At 63.9% G+C, this 20,178-nt stretch carries 19 protein-coding genes and 1 tRNA gene; 10 read left to right on the top strand and 10 right to left on the bottom strand.

Translation table 11 applies throughout. The annotated features are described in order from the left end of the window. Positions 1-229 precede the first annotated feature (229 nt). A complete protein-coding gene (gene rpsT, locus M0534_RS08245) occupies positions 230-490 on the top strand; it encodes a 30S ribosomal protein S20 (RefSeq protein WP_248567944.1) in 261 nt (86 codons plus the stop codon). Between the two features lie 231 nt (positions 491-721). Here the strand turns inward: rpsT and proB are convergent, their stop codons facing one another. The 4 genes from proB to rplU all read right to left on the bottom strand — a co-directional run bounded on the left by proB (position 722) and on the right by rplU (position 3,639). Further along, positions 722-1,846 (bottom strand): glutamate 5-kinase, encoded by a 1,125-nt coding sequence (gene proB / locus M0534_RS08240; RefSeq protein WP_248567943.1) that lies wholly within the window; start codon positions 1,844-1,846, stop codon positions 722-724. Next, complete coding sequence (cgtA, locus tag M0534_RS08235; protein ID WP_248567942.1) at positions 1,843-2,910, bottom strand: Obg family GTPase CgtA; 1,068 nt, start codon at positions 2,908-2,910, stop codon at positions 1,843-1,845. The genes proB and cgtA overlap by 4 nt, the downstream gene beginning before the upstream one ends. Positions 2,911-3,045: 135 nt before the next feature. After that, positions 3,046-3,306: a 50S ribosomal protein L27 gene (gene rpmA / locus M0534_RS08230; protein ID WP_248567941.1), complete on the bottom strand. Its 261-nt coding sequence runs from the start codon at positions 3,304-3,306 to the stop codon at positions 3,046-3,048. Positions 3,307-3,324: 18 nt separating this feature from the next. Further along, the gene (rplU, locus tag M0534_RS08225; RefSeq protein ID WP_248567940.1) at positions 3,325-3,639 is read right to left on the bottom strand and encodes a 50S ribosomal protein L21; all 315 of its coding nucleotides are present in this window, start codon (positions 3,637-3,639) and stop codon (positions 3,325-3,327) included. A 208-nt stretch (positions 3,640-3,847) separates the two neighbouring features. Between rplU and M0534_RS08220 the strand changes: the two genes are divergently transcribed. The 8 genes from M0534_RS08220 to M0534_RS08185 all read left to right on the top strand — a co-directional run bounded on the left by M0534_RS08220 (position 3,848) and on the right by M0534_RS08185 (position 10,726). Next, positions 3,848-4,816, top strand: a complete 969-nt coding sequence (locus tag M0534_RS08220; RefSeq protein ID WP_248567939.1) for a polyprenyl synthetase family protein — start codon at positions 3,848-3,850, stop codon at positions 4,814-4,816. A gap of 15 nt (positions 4,817-4,831) precedes the next feature. Continuing rightward, a tRNA-Pro gene (locus M0534_RS08215) sits at positions 4,832-4,908 on the top strand. 239 nt (positions 4,909-5,147) lie between these two features. Then, positions 5,148-6,863: a type IV-A pilus assembly ATPase PilB gene (pilB, locus tag M0534_RS08210; RefSeq protein WP_248567938.1), complete on the top strand. Its 1,716-nt coding sequence runs from the start codon at positions 5,148-5,150 to the stop codon at positions 6,861-6,863. 53 nt (positions 6,864-6,916) lie between these two features. Continuing rightward, a complete protein-coding gene (locus M0534_RS08205) occupies positions 6,917-8,137 on the top strand; it encodes a type II secretion system F family protein (protein ID WP_248567937.1) in 1,221 nt (406 codons plus the stop codon). A 28-nt stretch (positions 8,138-8,165) separates the two neighbouring features. Then, positions 8,166-9,041, top strand: a complete 876-nt coding sequence (locus tag M0534_RS08200; RefSeq protein ID WP_248567936.1) for a prepilin peptidase — start codon at positions 8,166-8,168, stop codon at positions 9,039-9,041. 24 nt (positions 9,042-9,065) lie between these two features. Then, positions 9,066-9,704: a dephospho-CoA kinase gene (gene coaE / locus M0534_RS08195; RefSeq protein WP_248567935.1), complete on the top strand. Its 639-nt coding sequence runs from the start codon at positions 9,066-9,068 to the stop codon at positions 9,702-9,704. After that, entirely contained in the window at positions 9,704-10,522 is an 819-nt protein-coding gene (zapD, locus tag M0534_RS08190) for a cell division protein ZapD (protein WP_248567934.1), read from the top strand. Before coaE ends, zapD begins: the two co-directional genes overlap by 1 nt. Further along, complete coding sequence (locus M0534_RS08185; protein WP_248567933.1) at positions 10,523-10,726, top strand: DNA gyrase inhibitor YacG; 204 nt, start codon at positions 10,523-10,525, stop codon at positions 10,724-10,726. Positions 10,727-11,017: 291 nt separating this feature from the next. On the opposite strand, the gene M0534_RS08180 is transcribed toward M0534_RS08185, so the two are convergent. Genes M0534_RS08180 through secA form a run of 3 tightly spaced genes read right to left on the bottom strand, consistent with a single transcriptional unit; the run spans position 11,018 to position 15,911 of the window. Continuing rightward, the gene (locus M0534_RS08180; protein ID WP_345894712.1) at positions 11,018-12,001 is read right to left on the bottom strand and encodes a Nudix family hydrolase; all 984 of its coding nucleotides are present in this window, start codon (positions 11,999-12,001) and stop codon (positions 11,018-11,020) included. Beyond that, on the bottom strand, positions 11,982-13,199 hold the full coding sequence (gene argJ / locus M0534_RS08175) for a bifunctional glutamate N-acetyltransferase/amino-acid acetyltransferase ArgJ (protein ID WP_248567932.1): 1,218 nt from the start codon (positions 13,197-13,199) through the stop codon (positions 11,982-11,984). The genes M0534_RS08180 and argJ overlap by 20 nt, the downstream gene beginning before the upstream one ends. Before the next feature lie 6 nt (positions 13,200-13,205). Continuing rightward, the gene (gene secA / locus M0534_RS08170) at positions 13,206-15,911 is read right to left on the bottom strand and encodes a preprotein translocase subunit SecA (RefSeq protein ID WP_248567931.1); all 2,706 of its coding nucleotides are present in this window, start codon (positions 15,909-15,911) and stop codon (positions 13,206-13,208) included. Between the two features lie 216 nt (positions 15,912-16,127). Here secA and M0534_RS08165 point away from each other — a divergent pair, with 216 nt between their 5' ends. After that, on the top strand, positions 16,128-16,586 hold the full coding sequence (locus M0534_RS08165) for a DciA family protein (RefSeq protein ID WP_248567930.1): 459 nt from the start codon (positions 16,128-16,130) through the stop codon (positions 16,584-16,586). 14 nt (positions 16,587-16,600) lie between these two features. Here the strand turns inward: M0534_RS08165 and lpxC are convergent, their stop codons facing one another. The 3 genes from lpxC to ftsA form a co-directional block, all read right to left on the bottom strand. Then, positions 16,601-17,527: a UDP-3-O-acyl-N-acetylglucosamine deacetylase gene (gene lpxC, locus M0534_RS08160; RefSeq protein WP_248567929.1), complete on the bottom strand. Its 927-nt coding sequence runs from the start codon at positions 17,525-17,527 to the stop codon at positions 16,601-16,603. A 196-nt stretch (positions 17,528-17,723) separates the two neighbouring features. Further along, positions 17,724-18,887 (bottom strand): cell division protein FtsZ, encoded by a 1,164-nt coding sequence (gene ftsZ / locus M0534_RS08155; protein WP_248567928.1) that lies wholly within the window; start codon positions 18,885-18,887, stop codon positions 17,724-17,726. A gap of 54 nt (positions 18,888-18,941) precedes the next feature. Continuing rightward, positions 18,942-20,177 (bottom strand): cell division protein FtsA, encoded by a 1,236-nt coding sequence (gene ftsA / locus M0534_RS08150; RefSeq protein WP_248567927.1) that lies wholly within the window; start codon positions 20,175-20,177, stop codon positions 18,942-18,944. Position 20,178 lies beyond the last annotated feature (1 nt).

Here is a 20,178-nt window from a genome sequence, read left to right as displayed (position 1 = left end):
GGTCCGCGGGAACACAAGCACAGCTGCCAGCGGAGGCAGCATGGTCGGACGGCGATATGGCGCGGCAGCCTGGTCATGATGCCGGCATGATAGGCAGCCCTGGGGGGTGATGGAAATCCGCCCGGGAAGCGGGCCGAGTGGGCTCGCGCGCGGGCGGTTGACAAGTGCGGGTCAAATCCGCATCATCTCGCCTCTTTTCAGACACCAGATTTCAGGCAGGAGTCACGTCTTGGCGAATACTCCCTCAGCACGCAAGCGGGCCATCCAGGCGGACAAGCGTCGTGCGCACAACAAGGCCCAGCGGTCGATGTTCCGGACCCGGGTGAAGCAGGTGATCAACGCGATCAAGGCGGGCGACAAGGCCACCGCGGAAGCAGCCTACAAGCAGGCGCTGCCGGTGATCGACCGCATGGCGAACAAGGGCCTGATCCACCGCAACAAGGCCGCACGCCACAAGAGCCGCCTGAACCAGCATATCCGGGCGCTGTAAGCAGCCAAACTGGCAGGTTTACGCGTCAAATGAAGCCCCCGGGACTTATGGTCCTGGGGGTTTTTTGCGTTGGGAGTTTTCAGGTTTCAGTGTTCAGTTTTCAGAGGCGGGTTACCCAGCCGCTTATCTACTCATCAGCTGCCGCGATAACCTGAAACGAATCCCCAACCCTCAACGGACCCCGGCCTTTCTTTGTCTGAAAACTGAACACTGAAACCTGAAAACTCCCCCTCAAAGCAGCACGAGATTATCCCGATGAATCAGTTCCGGTTCATCGACGTATCCGAGTATGGATTCGATGCGGTCGCTGGGTTGGCCGCGGATCTGGTCTGCCTCATGCCTGTCATAGTTGACGATACCGCGAGCCACCTCGGAACCTTCCGGGTCCAGGCAGGTGACGATCTCGCCGCGGCGGAACGTGCCACCGAGCTTCACCACCCCCACCGGCAACAGGCTGCGGCCTGATTCGCGAAGCACGCGTACCGCCCCCTGATCCAGCCACAACTCGCCGGAGGATCGCATCTGGCTGGCCAGCCACTGCTTGCGCGCGGCCACTGGCCGCTGCGCCGGCAACAGCAGCGTGCCCAGCGTCTCTCCCCGGGCGATCCGCGAAAGCACCTCCGGTTCACGCCCCGAGGCAATGATCGTGGCAGCACCGGATCGGGCGGCGCGCGCCGCGGCCTGCACCTTGCTCAGCATGCCACCACGGCCCAGCGCGCCGCCTCCACCGCATTGTGCCTCCAGCAGCGGATCACCGGCCCTGGCCTCCGGAATCAGGCGTGCCTCCGGGTTCAGGCGGGGATCGCTGTCGAAAACGCCTTGCTGATCCGTCAGCACCACCAGCAGATCCGCCTCCACCAGGTTCGCGACCAGCGCCGCCAGGGTATCGTTGTCGCTGAAGCGGAAGCCGTCGGTGGCCACCGTGTCGTTCTCGTTGACCACCGGGACCACGCCCAGCCCAAGGAGCGTCCGCAGCGTGATCCGGGCGTTCAGATAGCGACGGCGATCACTCAGGTCATCATGCGTCAACAGAACCTGGGCGGTGTGCATCTGGTAGCGCTGGAATTCTGCTTCGTAGGCGTGCACAAGGCCCATCTGGCCAACCGCGGCGGCGGCCTGGAGCTTGTAGAGTTCATGCGGCCGCTGCCGCCAGTTCAGGCGCTGCATGCCTTCCGCCACTGCGCCAGAGGACACCAGTGTGATATCCACACCCAGCTGCCGCAGCGCCGCCAGCTGGGTCACCCACTGCCGCATCCGGTCATGGTCAAGGCCTCGACCATCATCGGTGACCAACGCACTACCAATCTTGACCACCCAGTTGCGCGACGCGCCCAGTTGTTGTCGATTGACGGTCATTCCCTGGTTTCCTGCAACTCGGCCCGCGCCGCATCCATTTCGGCCTGGTTTCGCGCCTGGTTTTCCAGGTAATCCATGATTGCAGCGCAAAGCGTCTGCGTGCCATCCCCGGCCAGCCCGGAGATTGCGAACACCTGCCCCTCCCAGGCCAGCCGCGAGACGATGTCATCGACCCAGGCCTGGCGATCATCCGGTGGCAGCAAATCCAGCTTGTTCAGGATTAGCCAACGCTCGCGCTGCGCCAGGTCGTCGCTGAATTGTTCCAGTTCGGCTGCCAGACCCTGGGCATCAGTCACCGGATCCTGCGCCGGATCGGACGGCACGGCGTCCACCAGATGCAGCAGCAGCCGCGTCCGGGCCAGGTGCTTGAGAAACCGGATCCCCAGCCCGGCACCCTCGGCAGCACCCGGAATGAGTCCCGGGATGTCGGCGATCACGAAACTCTGATGGTGCCCCAGCCGGACCACGCCCAGGTTGGGATACAGGGTGGTAAACGGATAATCGGCCACCCGTGGCCGCGCCGCAGACACCGCCCGGATGAAGGTCGATTTGCCGGCATTGGGTAATCCGAGCAGTCCGACATCGGCCAGCACCTGCAACTCAAGCTGCAATACGCGCTCCTCGCCCGACGTGCCGGAGGTTGTCTGGCGCGGCGCGCGATTGGTGGAACTCTTGAAGTGCAGATTACCGAGCCCGCCCCGGCCACCCTGGGCAACCAGCAGACGCTCCCCATGCGCGGTCAGGTCGCCGATGATCTCGCCGGTCTGATCATCCCGAACCAGGGTTCCGACGGGCACGGGGATGATGACATCCTGGCCGCCCTTGCCGGTCTTCTGCCGGGACATGCCGTTCTCGCCACGTTCGGCGCGAAAACGCCGCGAATGGCGAAAATCGGCCAGCGTATTCAAGCCCTCGTCGGCCTGCAGCCAGACGCTGCCGCCCTTGCCGCCGTCACCGCCGTCGGGGCCGCCAAAGGGAATGAACTTCTCGCGGCGGAAGCTGGCGGATCCGTTGCCGCCGTCGCCGGCCTCGACCCGAATACTGGCTTCATCGACAAATTTCATGGGCTTTCATTTCCGACCTGGTAGGGAAACACTGATTTATTCCGACGCAGGTCCGAGAATAAATCAGTGTTTCCCTAAACAAAAAAAAACCCCGCCGTGGGGCGGGGTCTCGGATCGCAGCGAACCTGAGGCTGTTCAGCCTTCGGCTTCCACGCTCACGACCCGGCGATTTTTCGGCCCCTTGCGGGCAAACACGACCCGACCGCCGACCTTGGCGAACAGGGTGTGATCCCGGCCCAGACCGACGCCTTCACCGGCATGGAAGTGGGTACCACGCTGCCGCACCAGGATGTTGCCCGGAACGACTTCCTGACCGCCAAAGCGCTTCACGCCAAGTCGTTTGCTCTCGGAATCACGACCATTGCGCGTGCTGCCGCCTGCCTTCTTGTGTGCCATCGCTTGATACCTCCGCGATCAGCCGGCGGTGATGCCGGTAATCTTCACCTGTGTAAAGGGCTGACGATGCCCCTTGGTGCGCTTGTAGTTGTGCCGACGCTTGAACTTGATGATGGTCACCTTGTCGGCCTTCGCCGTAGCCATCACCGTCGCGTCGACGCTGGCACCTTCGAGCACCGGCGCACCCACCTTGACATCATCACCGTTGGAAACCATCAGCACTTCACCGAGCTTGATGGAGGCACCATCCTCGGCGTCGAGCTTTTCCACACGCAGGACGTCGCCTTCGGAGACCCGATACTGCTTGCCTCCGGTCTTGATCACCGCATACATGATCTACTGTGCTCCATCAAATTGGGGTCGGTTCGGAAAGGGCGCAGATCATAGCCCCTGGAACCGCCAAGGTCAACGCCGATTGCGCTGCAGATGTGGCCCACCCGGCTGGACGCTTCCTCCCCGCGCGTCTAATGTAGGCGCCGCCGCGCCGACGGCAACGGCGCAACGGTCGGCATCAGAAGATCGGGGGAGCATACGGGCTGGCATGAGCATCGAGACCATTCGTGAACTGCTGGCGGACGATATGGCGCAGGTCGATGCGCTGATCCAGGAACGACTGAGCTCGGAGGTCGTCCTGATCAACCAGCTGGGCGGCTACATCGTCAACAGTGGGGGCAAACGGCTGCGGCCGATGCAGGTGCTGCTGTCCGCACACGCCTGTGGTTATAAAGGTGTCGCACACCGTCATCTGGCGGCCGTGGTGGAATTCATTCATACCGCCACGCTGCTGCACGACGACGTCGTCGACGGTTCGGAGCTGCGGCGCGGCCGCGAGACCGCGAATCAGCTCTGGGGCAACGAGGCCAGCGTCCTGGTCGGCGATTTCCTCTATTCCCGGGCCTTCGAAATGATGGTCGATGTGGGCGACATGCGGGTCATGGAAATCATGGCACGAACCACCAACACCATCGCCGAAGGCGAGGTCATGCAGTTATTGAACGTGCATGACCCCGACACCACCGAGCAGCGCTACCTGCAGGTGATCTACAGCAAGACCGCAACGCTGTTCGAGGCCGCCTGTCGCCTCGGTGCGGTTCTCGCCGGTGCCTCCGCGGAAACCGAAAACGCGGTAGCCGCCTACGGGCTGGAACTGGGCACTGCCTTCCAGCTGGTTGACGATGCGCTGGACTACGACGGAGCGGTGACGGATATCGGCAAGAATGTCGGTGATGACCTGGCCGAGGGCAAGCCGACGATGCCGCTGATCCGCGCCATGCAGGAGGCGTCGGAGACGGATCGGCAACTGCTCCGCCAGGCCATAGAAAGTGGCGGCCTGGAGCGCATTGACGAGGTCACGAACGTGATTGAATCGACCGGGGCGATCGCCTATACTCGCGCCCTCGCCAGACAGGCGGCGGCCCGAGCCACCAGCCATCTGGCGAGTTTGTCACCTGGTCCGTACCGCGATGCCATGATCGAATTGGCAGATTTCAGCGTGCGGCGCCTGCAGTAGGTGGCAGCCCTCGGTCGGGGTGTAGCTCAGCCTGGTAGAGCACTGTCTTCGGGAGGCAGGGGTCGTAGGTTCAAATCCTGCCACCCCGACCATCTTTCGCCCTTGCGGCTATCTTTTTTCAGCATCCAGCCAGCCCCTCGCTGAAAACGGTACTACCTCACAGACTCGCCGGAGCCACCGCGCTTACACTCGACTCGCAATAGCATGTCGGGGCTCCCGTCCGCCGGACTTTGGCCGGACGGTGCCTTCTTGTAGTATTTTGCGGGGGAGTCGGCGCTGGTTGCCGGACGACCCAACCCGCCGCAGGCGCTTGAGGATGGTAGACGTCACGATGGCAACCCCATCTCCCAGCACACGACTCAGTGGTTTGGCAGGTCGTCTGGTCCGTGACGGACTGCTCGACGAGGAAGGCGCCCGCAGCGCCGCGGACGATGCCCGCAAGGCCGGGCAGACCCTGGTTGCGACGCTGGTCGACACCAGGAAACTCGCCCCCAGCGATCTGGCGACGGCCGCCTCCGATGAATTCGGTGTACCGCTGCTGGACGTCACCGCCATCGAGCCGGAACCCGCGATCACCAATCTGGTAAGCGAAAAACTGATCCGCCATCACCAGGCGATGCCGATCTTCAAACGTGGCAAGCGCCTTTTCGTTGCCGTGGCGGATCCGACCAACCTCGATGCACTGGACGAGTTCAAGTTCCACTGCGGGCTCAATACCGACCCGGTACTTGTCGAGCATGACAAGCTGCTGCGGCTGATTGACCGGGCGATGGTCGCCGCCGACAGCAGCTTTGACGGTGACGAACTGGACGAGGACCTGGAAAACCTCACCACCACCAGCGGTGACGAGGAACAGGAGCCGGACATCACCCGCGCGGACGCCGACGATGCGCCGGTGGTGCGCTTCGTTAACAAGGTGCTGGTGGATGCCATCAAGCGCGGCGCCTCGGACATCCATTTCGAGCCCTACGAAAAAAGCTTTCGCGTACGCTACCGCCAGGACGGCATGCTGCACGCCGTGGCCAGCCCACCGATCGGCCTGGCGCCGCGCATTGCCGCCCGCGTGAAGGTCATGTCGCGCATGGACATTGCCGAGCGCCGGGTACCGCAGGACGGTCGGATCAAGATGAACCTGTCACGGACCAAGGCCATCGACTTCCGCGTCAGCAGCTGCCCGACGCTGTACGGCGAGAAATTGGTGTTACGTATTCTTGATTCCAGCAGTGCCATGATCGGCATCGATTCGCTGGGCTACGAGGCGGACCAGAAAAAGCAGTTCATGGACGCCATCCACAAGCCCTACGGCATGGTGCTCGTGACCGGCCCCACCGGCAGCGGCAAGACCGTGTCGCTGTACACCGCGCTGAACATCCTCAACACCGAGGATCGCAATATCTCGACGGTCGAGGATCCGGTCGAAATCAACCTGCCGGGCATCAATCAGGTCAACCTCAACGTCAAGGCCGGCCTGACCTTTGCCGCGGCGCTGCGCGCGTTCCTGCGCCAGGATCCGGACATCATCATGGTCGGCGAGATTCGTGACCTGGAGACAGCGGAGATTGCGGTCAAGGCGGCGCAGACCGGGCATCTGGTGCTTTCGACACTGCATACCAACGATGCACCGCAGACGTTGACCCGCCTGGCCAACATGGGCGTGCCACCCTACAACATCGCCTCGGCGGTCAACCTGATCATCGCCCAGCGTCTGGCACGGCGCCTCTGCACTCACTGCAAGAAGGTGGTGGACGTGCCCCGCGAAGCCTTGATCGAGGAGGGTTTCGGCGAAGACGAGGTCGAGGATCTGACGCTCTACGGCCCGGAAGGCTGCGACCAGTGCACGCTGGGCTACAAGGGCCGCGTCGGCATCTATCAGGTCATGCCGGTATCCGACGCCATGGGCCGCATCATCATGGAGGGCGGCAACGCCATGGAACTGGAAGACCAGGCGGCCAAGGAGAGCATCCGCGACCTGCGGCGCTCCGGGCTCATGAAAGTCCGGAACGGCATCACCAGCCTCGAAGAGATCAACCGCGTGACCAAGGATTGACCATGCAGCGGCCGGGCATCCGACCCGGCTGACCGAATACGGGCCCCGAATCGATGGCAGCAAAAGCGAAAAAGATACCCACCTTCGTCTGGGTCGGCACCGACAAGCGGGGCGCCAAGGTCAAGGGCGAGGCGCAGGCCAACAACGTGACGCTGATGAAGGCCGAACTGCGTCGCCAGGGCATCGCGCCGAAGACGGTGCGCAAGAAATCCGCTTCGCTGTTCGGCCAGCGCAAGAAGAAGATCACGGCTGGCGACATCGCCGTATTCAGCCGCCAGCTGGCCACAATGATGAGCGCCGGTGTGCCCATGGTGCAGGGGCTGGACATCGTTGGCCGCGGGCACGACAACCCGGCGATGCAGGACCTGGTGCTCAAGATCAAGGCCGATGTCGAAGGCGGCACCAACCTGAGCCAGGCGCTGGCCGCCCATCCACGGCATTTCAACGAGCTGTTCTGCAACCTGGTCGAGGCCGGCGAGGCGGCCGGTGTGCTCGACACCTTGCTGGACAAGCTGGCGACTTACCTGGAAAAGACCGAATCGATCAAGAAGAAGATCAAGAAGGCGCTGTTCTATCCGGCCGCGGTCGTGGTGGTGGCCTTTCTGGTAACCGCAATCCTGCTGATTTTCGTGGTGCCCCAGTTCGAGAGCCTGTTCCGCGGCTTTGGCGCCGATTTGCCGGTATTCACCCGGTTCGTCGTCAATCTTTCGGAATTCTTCCAGAGTTACTGGTACATCATTTTCGGCGTCCTCATCGGCCTTGGCGTGGCCTTTGTCGAGGGCCGCAAACGATCACGCAAGTTCGTGCGCCTGGTGGATCGGCTGGCGCTCAAGATCCCGGTGATTGGCACAATCCTCGAAAAGGCGGCGATTGCCCGCTACGCCCGCACCCTGTCGACCATGTTTGCTGCCGGCGTGCCGTTGGTGGACGCTCTGGAGTCGGTATCCGGCGCCACCGGCAACGTGGTCTATCAGGAAGGGGTGCTGGTGATGCGCGACCAGGTTGCCAGCGGCCAGCAGCTGCAGAGCGCGATGAAACTGTCCAACCTGTTCCCCAACATGGTGGTGCAGATGACGGCCATCGGCGAGGAGTCCGGCTCCCTCGACACCATGCTGGCCAAGGTGGCCGACTTCTACGAGGAAGAGGTGGACAACCTGATCGACAGCCTCAGCAGCCTGCTCGAACCCATGATCATGGTGGTTCTGGGGGTGCTGGTCGGCGGCCTGGTCATCGCCATGTACCTGCCGATCTTCCAGATGGGTCAGGTGATCTGATGCGCGCGGCAGCGATAGCCACTGCTGCATGCTGAATCCCGCGGTGTGGCCCGAGCCGCCATTCTGGCTGCTGTTGACCGGCTGTGGGCTGCTCGGCCTGGTCATCGGCAGTTTTCTGAACGTGGTCATCCTGCGGCTACCCCGAATGATGGAACGGGACTGGCGCGCTGGCGCACGCGAGATCCTGGAGCTGGAACCGGTCGACCAGCCGGCGATCAGCCTGTCCCGGCCCGGCTCCCATTGCCCACGTTGCCAGCAGGCCATCCGCGCCCGGGACAATGTTCCGGTGCTGAGCTGGCTGCTATTGCGGGGCCGCTGCAGGCACTGCCAGGCAGGCATCCCGGTCCGTTATCCCCTGGTCGAGGCGCTGAGTGCGATCCTGTCAGTACTCGTCGCCTGGCAGTTCGGCTGGACCGTCGAACTGCTCCCGGCACTGGTCCTGACCTGGTCACTGATTGCGCTGTCCGGCATCGACCTCGATCACCAGTTGCTTCCCGACAGCATCACCCTGCCGCTGATCTGGCTCGGTCTGTTGCTGAGCCTGGTCCCGGTGTTCGCGCCGGACCCGCAAGCAGCCATCATCGGGGCGGTTGCGGGCTATCTCAGCCTCTGGAGCGTGTTCCACGCCTTCCGCCTGCTGACCGGCAAGGAAGGCATGGGCTACGGCGACTTCAAGCTGCTGGCAGCGCTGGGCGCCTGGCTGGGCTGGGCCGCCCTGCCGATGATCATCCTGCTCTCGGCACTGGTCGGCGCCGTCGCCGGGATCCTGATGATCCTGCTGCTGGGGCGCGACCGGCAACTGCCGATCCCCTTCGGACCCTACCTTGCCGGCGCCGGCTGGCTTGCCCTACTCTGGGGCGACAGCCTGACGGATGCCTATTTCCGCCTTGCTGGCCTGGGCTGACGCCCGCCTGCACGCGCCGACCTCATGCTTGTAATCGGACTAACCGGGGGCATTGCCAGCGGCAAATCGGCCGTTTCCGACCGTTTCCGGGCGCTCGGGGTGCCGATCGTTGACACGGACCTGCTGGCCCGCGAGGTGGTGGAGCCAGGCACGCAAGGGCTTGCACGACTGGTCTCCGCCTTCGGCGACAGCATTCTTCAGGCTGACGGCCGGCTGGACCGTGCCGCCTTGCGACGGCGGGTTTTTTCCGACCCGGCGTCACGCGACATGCTCGACCAGTTGTTGCATCCACTGATCCGTGAACTCTGCCGGCAGCGGCTTGCGACGTTCGACAGCCCCTATGCCATCCTCGTCGTGCCGTTACTTGTGGAAACCGATTTCGTCGAGCTGGTGGACCGGGTCCTGGTGGTCGATACGCCCGAGGCACAGCAGATCGAACGGCTGCAGCGGCGTGACGGCTGCAGCCGTTCCGAGGCCCGTGCCATGCTCGATGCGCAGGCTCCGCGCGAGCGCCGGCTGCGGGCAGCCAACGACATCCTGTGCAACAATGGGGGCCTTGAAGCGCTGGATCGACAGATCCGGGATCTGCATCAGCAGTATCTGGCGCTGGCCGGGGCAGGGAGCTCTCCGACCGACGACTGTGGCAGGACAGGACCCAACTGATGGACGGCACTGTGACATCCGAGGAAACGCAAACCGGTCAACAACGAAAGACGGCCAGTATTGTGTTCGAGCAACCGCTGAACGAGCGGTACCGGACGATCATGCGGCTGGAAAGCCTGTTCCGACAGGCGGATTTCGGGATTCATGGGGATGAGGAATGGCATAGCCGACTGGCCGTCGACACGCTTGCGAGCATACTCGACGTGCTCGCCCGCGGTGATCTGCGCTCCGAAATCATCAAGGAACTGGAGCGGGTCAGCAGTATCCTGACGCAACTCGGCGAGCGACCGGGCGTGGACGCCGACCGGGTGCACTATTTCGTCGGCCAGTGCACGGAAATCGTGGATCGCTTGCGCTCGCAGCCGGGCCAGCTCGGCAGTGCGCTACGCCGCGATGAGCTGCTCAACTCGGTCATCCAGCGCAGTGGCATCGCGGGTGGCACCTGCGGCTTCGACCTGCCCGCCTATCACCGTTGGCTGCAGCAGCCGGCTTCCCGCCGGCGGCAGGGGCTTGAGGACTGGTACGCGGTGCTGGACGGTCTGCGCCAGGCCTGTGACCTGCTGCTGCAGCTGATGCGGGACAGCGCCATGCCGCAAAGCCAGACCGCCATTGACGGCATCTATCAACGCAACCTGGAACGCGGCACCAGCGTGCAGCTGGTCAGCGTCGAGTTGCCGGCAGACAGCGCCTGGTTCGCCGAAATAAGCGGCAACAAGCATTTTGTCACGGTGCGTTTCATGGAACCGGGGCTCGACCAGGAGCGCGCGTTCCAGACCGACCGGGACGTGGAATTCATCCTCCGCTGCTGCATGCTCTGAATGGCCTCCACCCAGACCGTCCATTGCCCGAACTGCAGCAAGCCGGTGTCGTGGGATCCGGCGCGGTCGCCGTGGCGACCGTTCTGCAGCGAGCGCTGCAAGCTCACCGACCTCGGGGCATGGTTCAACGAGGAAAACACGATTCCTGGGGTCGAACTGCCGGACGAACTGATCGACGAGTTCCGCGACGACGAATCCATCTAGGGAACCGCTAATGATTCCCGCGCCTGCGCCCGAGACCGGTTTTGGTCATCCGGTAATGCGCGGTGCCGGCCGTGCTCGGGGTGGCGTAGGGCGGGTCAAGCGGAGCGGACCCGCGCGGTGTGAAGCGTTGGCGGGTTGCCCCGGCCCCACCAAAATGCCGTGCCATGCCGAGATGCCTGACACCGCGTGCATTCGCTGCGCTTAATGCACCCTACGAGACCTACGAGATTCCGTCTTAAAAAAACCTTGAACCTTGCACCTTGAACCCGTGGCGGATCACACCGCGTCTGGTTAGTGTTTCCGTGGTCCCGGGGGCCAGAGTCCCCGGATCGCCGCGATGCCCTGCGCGCCATGTGCTTTCGCCGTGTCCAGATGCGTCGGGTCCAGGCCGCCAAGCGCATAGGTCGGCAGCGGCACCTCCCGCAGCAGCGCGTGCAGACGATCGAAGCCGATACCACCCGCTTCCGGATGACTGCGGGTGGGCAATACCGGGCCGAGCACGGCAAAATCCACGCCCTTGTGGACCGCCTGCCACAATTCTGCGGTCGAATGACAACTCGCTGCCAGCCACTGACCCGGCGCCAGCCGTGGTCGCGTGGCCAGTGCCCGCAACCGCCGTGCGCTGAGATGCAGGCCGACACCGAGGCTCACTGCTAGCGACGGTTGCGCATTCAGCAACAGTTGAACCGGGCGTTTGCCGAGATGTGCAACCACCTGCTCGGCGAGGCGCGCGTAGGCCGCATCATCCAGCGATCGGGCCCGCAGCTGGATCAGATCGATACCGTTCGCAACGGCTCGATCGAGCGCGGCAAGAAAGCCATCGACGGGACCGGCAGGTTCAGGGGTAATCAGGTATCGGTCCGGCAGACGTGCCGCAGTGACTATCGGCTGATTGGCGGCCGGGAAACGCAATGCGGCGAGCTGCACCCCATCCACCCAGCGCATGGCCTGCCCCTCGCGGGGCTCCGGCTCACCGTCGAAGCCGGTGACGCGCCAGACGTGCAGCACGACGGTCTTGTCCGGATAACGCCAGGGCACACGAATCAGGGGCTCCGCCTGCCGGACCCGAATGCCCAGCTCCTCGGACAGCTCCCGCTGCAGCGCCTGAAACGCGCTCTCGCCGGCCTCGAGCTTGCCTCCCGGAAATTCCCACAAGCCACCCTGGTGCAGATGCCGCGGTCGCTGGCTGACCAGGAAACGGCTGTCCGGCCCCTGAATCACCCCGGCGGCCACCACCACCGGCGCCATTGCAGCCTCAGGTCCGGTACTCGGCATTGATGCGGACGTATTCGTAGGAGAAGTCGCAGGTCCAGACCGTCTCGCTGGCCCCGCCGCGACCCAGTGCAACGCGGATTCCGATGTCCTGACGGCGCATGCGTTCGGCGGCAGCCTCCTCGGTATAACCCTCGGCCCGTCCGCCGTTCTCTGCCAGACACAGATCGTCCAGCGAGATTCGCACACCTTCGACGTCGAGTTCCTCGACGCCGGCACGCCCGACCGCGGCGAGAATCCGGCCCCAATTGGGATCGCCGGCGAAAAACGCTGTCTTCACCAGCGGCGAGTGCGCGATGCAATAGGCCACGTCGAGGGCTTCGGCCGCGGAGGACGCCTCATCCACGGAAATGGTAATGAAGCGGGTCGCCCCTTCGCCATCCCGCACGATGGCCTGGGCGAGCTCCCGGCACAGGTCCGCAAGCGCCTCGGCAAACGCCGCCACATCCTCCGGATGCAGCGCATCGAGCCGGCAATGCGAGGCACCGGTCGCCACCAGCACACAGGCATCGTTGGTGGATGTATCACCGTCGACGGTGATGCGGTTGAAGGACTGATCCGCGGCATCCCGCAACAGCCGCCGCAGCAGCGGCCGACCGATGGAACAGTCGGTGGCAATGAAGGCGAGCATGGTCGCCATGTCCGGCCGGATCATGCCGGCACCCTTGGCGATGCCGGTCAGCGTGATGGTATGGCCATCGAGTTCGATCTGGCGGCTGCAGCCCTTGGCCAGGGTGTCGGTGGTGAGGATGCCTTCGGCGGCCTCCTGCCAGCCATCGGCCTGCAGCGCGGCAAGCGCCGCCGGCAGCCCGGCCGTGAGTCGCTCCACCGGCAAGGGTTCGCCGATGACACCGGTGGAAAACGGCAGCACACGATTGACGGCGACGCCGGTCTGATCCGCCAGCGCCTGGCAGCAACGCAGGGCATCCCGCGCCCCGCGCTGACCGGTTCCGGCATTGGCGTTCCCGGTGTTGATCAGCAGGTAGCGCGGCGCCGACCCTGCCAGGTGCTCCCGTGCCAGGTGCACCGGCGCCGCGCAGAACCGGTTGCGCGTGAACACCGCGGCGGTCTCGGCGCCTTCTGCAAGCTCCAGCACGACCAGATCCCGGCGGTCCGGTTTGCGAATGCCGGCCCGAGCGGTACCCAGGCGCAAACCGTCGATGGCAAGCAGTTCAGCGGGAGGGTTCAGTCCGACCGCCATGGATTGTCAGCTCAAGCGTCCGTGACACTGCTTGTACTTCTTGCCCGAACCACAGGGGCAGGGTTCGTTGCGGCCCACCTTGCGTTCCTGGCGGACGAAGGTGCCGCCGCCCGTGCGCTCGGCCTCTGACTCGTCGCCGCCCATGGCGCTGCTGGACTCGTGCTGATACTGCATCTTGTCTTCCGGCGGACGCTGTTCTTCTTCCACCGCCTCGACATCCTCCGGTGCACGCAGTTGCACACGGGACAGGATGGTGATGATCTCGCGCTTGATGTTCTCCAACATGGTCGAGAACATCTGGAAGGCTTCCTTCTTGAACTCCTGCTTCGGGTTCCGCTGCGCGTAGCCACGTAGGTGGATACCCTGCCGCAGATAATCCATGGCTGCCAGGTGTTCCTTCCACTGGCTGTCCAGCACGCGTAGCAGGACCGCCTTCTCGAACCGCCGCAGCACCTCCTCGCCGATCTGCTCCTCCTTCGCCTTATAGGCCTTCTCTGCCTCCTCGACGATGCGCTCGCGAAGCGGCTCCTCGTGCAGATTATCGTCCTCGTCCAGCCACTGCTGAATCGGCATTTCCAGGCCGAAATCCCGGCTCAGGACCTCTTCCAGGGCGGCCACGTCCCATTGTTCCTCGATGCTGCCCGGCGGAATGTAGTCACTGATGACCGTGTTCAGCACGTCTTCCCGCATCTGCACCACGGTGTCGCTGAGGTCATCCTCGCTCATGAACTCGGTGCGCTGCGCATAGATCACGCGCCGCTGGTCATTGGCGACGTCATCGAATTCCAGCAGGTTCTTGCGGATATCGAAGTTGTGCGCCTCGACCTTGCGCTGGGCGTTCTCGATCACCCGGGACACAAGGCCGGATTCGATTGCCTCGCCCTCCTGCATGCCCATCCGCTGCATCAGCGACGAGACCCGCTCGGAGGCGAATATGCGCAGCAGGCTGTCATCCAGTGACAGGTAGAAGCGGGTGGAGCCCGGATCACCCTGGCGCCCCGACCGCCCACGCAACTGGTTGTCGATGCGCCGGGACTCGTGCCGCTCGGTGCCGACAACATGCAGGCCACCAGCATCCAGCACCTTCTGGTGCCGCTCCTCCCAATCAGCACGGACCTTGGCCACCGCCTCCTCGGTCGGGTCCTCCAGCTGGGCAATCTCGGTGTCCGGATTGCCGCCGAGCACGATGTCGGTGCCGCGGCCGGCCATGTTGGTGGCAATAGTCACCGCACCGGGACGGCCGGCCTGGGCGATGATCAGTGCCTCCCGCTCGTGCTGCTTGGCGTTCAGCACCTCGTGCGAAATCTTATCCTTCTTTAGCGCCGCGGAGATGATCTCGGAGACCTCGATCGAGGCCGTACCGACCAGGATGGGGCGCCCGGCTTCGCGGTTCTCGCGGATATCCTCGACGATGGCGTCCAGCTTTTCCTTCTGGGTCAGGAACACCAGGTCGTTGTGATCCTGCCGCGCCATCGGCCGATTGGTCGGGATGACCGTGACCTCGAGTCCGTAGATGTGCTGGAACTCGTAGGCCTCGGTATCGGCGGTACCGGTCATGCCCGCCAGCTTGTCGTAGATCCGGAAATAGTTCTGGAAGGTGATCGAGGCCAGCGTCTGGTTCTCGTGCTGGATCTTCAGGCCTTCCTTTGCCTCGATCGCCTGGTGCAGGCCCTCGGACCAACGCCGGCCCGGCATGGCGCGGCCGGTGAACTCGTCAACGATGACCACCTGATTGTCTTCGCTGATCAGGTACTGGTCATCCCGGTGATACAGGTGGTGTGCCCGCAGCGCCGCGTTGATGTGATGCACCTTGCCGATATTGCGGGCGTCATACAGGCTCTCGCCCTCCTGCAGCAGGCCCTCGTTGACCAGCATTTCCTCGACGGTTTCGTGGCCGGCCTCGGTCAGGTAGACCTGGCGCTGTTTTTCGTCGACCCAGAAGTCGCCCTCGCCGTCCTCTTCCTCCTGCCGCTGCAGTTTCGGAACCAGGGTATTGATCCGCGCATACAGCTCGCTGCTGTCCTCTGCCGGTCCGGAGATGATCAGCGGTGTGCGCGCCTCGTCGATCAGGATCGAGTCGACCTCGTCGACGATGGCGAAATTGAGTTCGCGCTGCATGCGGTCTTCCAGCCGGAAGGCCATGTTGTCGCGCAGATAGTCAAAGCCGAACTCGTTATTCGTGCCGTAGGTGATGTCGGCCGCGTACGCTGCGCGCTTCTCCTCGGCCGGTATTCCGGCCACCACCACGCCGGTGGTCATGCCGAGGTAGGCATAGATCTGGCCCATCCACTCGGCGTCCCGCCGTGCCAGGTAGTCGTTGACCGTGATGATGTGCACGCCCTTGCCCGATAGCGCGTTCAGATAGGCGGCCAGCGTGGCCACCAGCGTCTTGCCCTCACCGGTCTTCATCTCGGCGATGCGGCCCTGATGCAGCACCATGCCGCCAATCATCTGCACGTCGAAATGACGCATGCCCAGCGTCCGGCGCGATGCCTCGCGGACTGCGGCAAACGCTTCCGGCAGCAAATCGTCAAGGCTCTCGCCGCGCTCCAGCCGCTCGCGGAATTCCGCGGTCTTACCCCGCAGGGCCTCTTCGGAAAGCGCTTCCATCGACTCTTCGAACGCGTTGATGCGGTCGACCGTCTTCTGCATGCGCCGCACCTGTCGATCGTTACGGCTGCCGAATACCTTTCTCGCAATTGCGCCTAGCATGGAGTCACTCGATTATGTTCCGAAGATTCACATCACCCGTCCGCTGGACAACGGCAATGCCGTCTGGCCTGATGCGGTCGGCGCCAGACCCCTGCGGGCCAGGCATTGGCCCCCGGTCCACCACATGGAATATCGACCGCGATCGGAGGCGCGTATCATAACTGATCGCAACGTAAAGTTCAGGACGGCACGGTACCGTCAGCGATGGGGTGGCGAATGGGCAGCAAACGGCCGCGACCGGTCAAACGGGTACTGACGGATCCGCGCTCTATGCTGGCGCAGCTACAGCAGGAGGCGGACCACCTGCGCGTGCAACAGGCTGCCCTGCATGAGGCGCTGCCCAGTGCGTTGCAAGCGCGCTGTCAGGTCGCGAAGGTCGAGGATGAGGGGGAGCTGCTGCTGATAACCGACACACCGGCGGCAGCGAGCCAGTTGCGGTTTCTGGGGGCAGCGCTTTGCGACAGTGTGAGAGGCCGCCGGGGGCGGGCGCCGGCACGCGTGCGAATACGCATCGAGCCCCGCCGAACGCAACCGGTGCAGCTTGCACGACCGCGCCATCTGAGCCCGGCCGCGGCAACACACCTGGAGGCAATCGCCCGCCACCATCCGGACGAGCGGATGCGTCAGGCCCTGCTCCGACTGGCGTCCCGCGCCGGCCCGTCCGGACAGGACTAACCGGTCAGCGTGGCTCAGGCGCTCGCCAGCACCGGCGCGGGCAGAGACTGATCGAACGAAATCGGTGACTTTGACGCGTCGTCAAAGGTTACCTCTTCCCAGGCGTCGGGCTGTTTGAGCAGCGCGCGGAGCAGCTGGTTGTTCAACGCATGACCGGAACGGGTACCGGTGAACGAGCCGATGAGGCTGCGGCCAAGCAGGTACAGATCGCCGATTGCGTCAAGGATCTTGTGCTTGACGAACTCGTCCCGGTAGCGCAGACCGTCCTCGTTCAACACCCGGTAGTCATCCACCACGATGGCATTGTCGAGGCTGCCGCCGAGGGCAAGCCGGTTTGCCTGCAGCGCTTCGATATCACGCATGAAACCGAAGGTCCGCGCCCGGCTGACTTCCTTGACGAAACTGGTGCTTGAGAAATCAACTTCCGCCGTCTGGCAGCCTTTCTCGAACACCGGGTGGTCGAAATCAATGGCGAAATTGACCTTGAAGCCGTTGAACGGCTCGAACTGCACCGCCTTGTCGCCATCCTCGACCCGGATCGGCTTCTTGATACGAATGAACCGCTTGGGGGCATCCTGTTCCTGAATGCCTGCCGACTGGATCAGGAACACGAACGGCCCGGCACTGCCGTCCATGATCGGCACCTCGGCGGCGCTCAGTTCAACCACCGCATTATCGATCCCGAGACCGGCCATGGCCGACATCAGGTGCTCGATCGTGCAGACACGAACGCCGTCCTGAACGAGATTGGTGGACAACAGGGTGTCACCCACCTTTTCCGGATGCGCAGGGATTTCGACCCCGCCATCCAGATCGACCCGTCGGAAAACGATTCCCGTGTCAGCCGGCGCCGGCAGCAGGGTCAGAAAAACCTTCTCACCCGTATGCAGGCCCACCCCGGTCGCCCGGATCACATTCTTCAGTGTGCGCTGTCGAATCATTCGTAGTCACAATTCTCCCTGCGACCCCGGCGCGGTCAGGCGCTGCCAGGCAAGCATCATGGCAAGGCTGGACGCATCCCCTTGCGTGGAAACCCCGTTATTCTACTGCAACACAAAGTCGCTGCATACTGCAGTGCAACAAAACAGCCGTAGTGGCGCCCCGGGGTCATCAACAGCGGCCTATCCCGCCGCCGGCCTAGTCGGCCTGGCGACGGAGGAAGGCCGGGATGTCCAGATAGTCCATGTCACCCTCGGCGCCTGCCGCCTGCGGGTACCGATCATTTGCCGCCTGTTTGCGGATCGCGGTCGGCGTTTCCAGCTGGCCGTAATCCACCTCGCCACTGGGCTTGCGCGCCACCGCATGCAGTTGCGGTTTCTGCTCCTCGGGACGCAGTGCCGACACCGGCCGATCCAGGCCCGTCGCGACCACGGTAACCCGCAATTCGTTCTCAAGCTCCGGGTCGATCACGGTGCCGACCACCACGGTCGCCTCATCGGAGGCAAACTCGCGCACGGCTTGGCCAACTTCATCGAACTCGCCAATGGACATGTCCATGCCGGCAGTGACATTGACCAGGATACCGTTGGCACCGGCCAGGCTCACGTCTTCCAGCAGCGGGCAGGCAATGGCACGCTCCGCGGCTTCCCGGGCACGGCCCTCTCCGGATGCCGAGCCGGTGCCCATGACCGCCATGCCCATTTCCGACATCACGGTGCGCACGTCGGCAAAGTCGACGTTGATCAGACCCGGGCGGGTGATCAGTTCGGCGATGCCACGAACCGCCCCCAGCAGCACGTCATTGGCCGACTTGAAGGCGTCGAGCAAGGTCAGGTTCTTGCCCAGAACGCTCAGCAGCTTCTCGTTCGGGATCGTGATCAGCGAGTCCACCGAGCGGGCCAGCTGTTCGATACCCTGACCGGCAACCCGCATCCGCTTGCTGCCCTCGAACGGGAACGGCTTGGTCACAACCGCCACCGTGAGGATACCCATCTCTCGCGCCACATCGGCCACCACCGGTGCGGCACCGGTGCCGGTACCGCCACCCATGCCGGCGGTGATGAACACCATGTCGGCGCCGTCCAGCACTTCGGCGATGCGATCCCGGTCCTCCAGCGCGGCGTTGCGGCCGACCTCCGGATTGGCGCCGGCGCCGAGCCCCTTGGTGATCTGGCCACCCAGCTGCAGCACGGTCTGCGCCGTGGTGCTGGACAATGCCTGGGCATCGGTGTTGGCGCAGATGAAATCCACACCGTCGATGTCGGCCTTGACCATATGCTGCACGGCATTGCCGCCGCCGCCGCCGACACCGATGACCTTGATCACCGCGTTTTCACTTACGGAATCCATGATTTCAAACATGAGCGTCTCTCCTCGTTGCGCGTTGGCCTGAACCAGCCCTCGACCCGGGCATGCTCAGAAATTCCCCTGAAACCAGCTTTTCATGCGATCAAAAACTGCGCGGAACCCCTTTTCCGCCTCGTACTCCACCACCGGATTGGCGCGATTGTTGGCACCGAAATAAAGCAGGCCCACGCCGGTTGCGTAGATGGGATTGCGGACCACGTCCGCCAGTCCGGTGACCTGCTGCGGCATGCCCAGCCGGACCGGCACGTGGAACACCTCCTCGGCCAGCTCGACGGCTCCCTCCATCTTCGAACTGCCGCCGGTCAGCACCACGCCCGCGGCAATCAGTTCCTCGAAACCACTGCGGCGCAGCTCCTGGTGGACCAGGGTCATCAGCTCCTCGTAGCGGGGCTCGACCACCTCGGCCAGGGTCTGGCGTGACAGGCGCCGGGCGGCCCGCTCGCCCACCGAAGGCACCTCGATGGTCTCCTCTGCACCGGCCAGCTGCGACAGGGCGCAGGCATACTTGACCTTGATTTCCTCGGCGTGCTGGGTCGGCGTGCGCAGCGCCACGGCAATGTCGTTGGTCACCTGGTCGCCGGCAATCGGGATCACCGCCGTATGGCGAATCGCGCCCTCGGTGAAGATGGCGATATCGGTGGTGCCGCCGCCGACATCCACCAGGCAGACGCCCAGCTCCTTCTCGTCCTCGGTCAGGACCGAATAGCCGGAGGCCAGCTGTTCGAGAATGATGTCGTCCACCTCGAGCCCGCAGCGGCGAATGCACTTGACGATGTTCTGCGCCGCGCTGACTGCGCCGGTAACCATGTGCACCTTCGCTTCCAGCCGCACGCCGGACATGCCGATCGGCTCGCGGATGCCTTCCTGGGAATCGATGATGAATTCCTGCGGCAGGATATGCAGGATCTTCTGGTCGGCCGGTATCGCGACCGCGCGGGCGGCATCGATGACCCGCTCCAGGTCCGCCGCACCGACCTCCTTGTCACGGATCGCGACGATGCCGTGGGAATTGAGGCTGCGCACGTGACTGCCGGCAATGCCCACGTAGACCGAATGGATCTGGCAACCGGCCATCAGCTCGGCCTCTTCCACCGCCCGCTGGATGGAATGCACCGTGGATTCGATGTTGACCACGACCCCTTTCTTCAGGCCGCGGGAAGGGTGAGATCCGATCCCCACGATCTCGATCACGCCGTCATCGCCGATAGCACCGACGATCGCCACCACCTTGGAGGTGCCGATATCCAAGCCAACCAGCATGCTGCGCTCCGTCTTCTTTGACATT

Origin of the sequence: Methylonatrum kenyense (genome assembly GCF_023195885.1) — a bacterium.
GTDB lineage: Bacteria > Pseudomonadota > Gammaproteobacteria > Nitrococcales > Aquisalimonadaceae > Methylonatrum > Methylonatrum kenyense.
The sequence above is the reverse complement of the archived record's forward strand: the minus strand, read 5'-3'. Positions and strand labels throughout refer to the sequence as shown.

Excerpts from the sequence above, each read along its gene's own strand:
- proB (WP_248567943.1), bottom strand. The coding sequence starts at position 1,846 with ATGACCGTCAATCGACAACAACTGGGCGCGTCGCGCAACTGGGTGGTC.
- cgtA (WP_248567942.1), bottom strand. The coding sequence starts at position 2,910 with ATGAAATTTGTCGATGAAGCCAGTATTCGGGTCGAGGCCGGCGACGGC.
- rpmA (WP_248567941.1), bottom strand. The coding sequence starts at position 3,306 with ATGGCACACAAGAAGGCAGGCGGCAGCACGCGCAATGGTCGTGATTCC.
- rplU (WP_248567940.1), bottom strand. The coding sequence starts at position 3,639 with ATGTATGCGGTGATCAAGACCGGAGGCAAGCAGTATCGGGTCTCCGAA.
- M0534_RS08220 (WP_248567939.1), top strand. The coding sequence starts at position 3,848 with ATGAGCATCGAGACCATTCGTGAACTGCTGGCGGACGATATGGCGCAG.
- pilB (WP_248567938.1), top strand. The coding sequence starts at position 5,148 with ATGGCAACCCCATCTCCCAGCACACGACTCAGTGGTTTGGCAGGTCGT.
- M0534_RS08205 (WP_248567937.1), top strand. The coding sequence starts at position 6,917 with ATGGCAGCAAAAGCGAAAAAGATACCCACCTTCGTCTGGGTCGGCACC.
- M0534_RS08200 (WP_248567936.1), top strand. The coding sequence starts at position 8,166 with ATGCTGAATCCCGCGGTGTGGCCCGAGCCGCCATTCTGGCTGCTGTTG.
- coaE (WP_248567935.1), top strand. The coding sequence starts at position 9,066 with ATGCTTGTAATCGGACTAACCGGGGGCATTGCCAGCGGCAAATCGGCC.
- zapD (WP_248567934.1), top strand. The coding sequence starts at position 9,704 with ATGGACGGCACTGTGACATCCGAGGAAACGCAAACCGGTCAACAACGA.
- M0534_RS08185 (WP_248567933.1), top strand. The coding sequence starts at position 10,523 with ATGGCCTCCACCCAGACCGTCCATTGCCCGAACTGCAGCAAGCCGGTG.
- M0534_RS08180 (WP_345894712.1), bottom strand. The coding sequence starts at position 12,001 with ATGCCGAGTACCGGACCTGAGGCTGCAATGGCGCCGGTGGTGGTGGCC.
- argJ (WP_248567932.1), bottom strand. The coding sequence starts at position 13,199 with ATGGCGGTCGGACTGAACCCTCCCGCTGAACTGCTTGCCATCGACGGT.
- secA (WP_248567931.1), bottom strand. The coding sequence starts at position 15,911 with ATGCTAGGCGCAATTGCGAGAAAGGTATTCGGCAGCCGTAACGATCGA.
- M0534_RS08165 (WP_248567930.1), top strand. The coding sequence starts at position 16,128 with ATGGGCAGCAAACGGCCGCGACCGGTCAAACGGGTACTGACGGATCCG.
- lpxC (WP_248567929.1), bottom strand. The coding sequence starts at position 17,527 with ATGATTCGACAGCGCACACTGAAGAATGTGATCCGGGCGACCGGGGTG.
- ftsZ (WP_248567928.1), bottom strand. The coding sequence starts at position 18,887 with ATGTTTGAAATCATGGATTCCGTAAGTGAAAACGCGGTGATCAAGGTC.
- ftsA (WP_248567927.1), bottom strand. The coding sequence starts at position 20,177 with ATGTCAAAGAAGACGGAGCGCAGCATGCTGGTTGGCTTGGATATCGGC.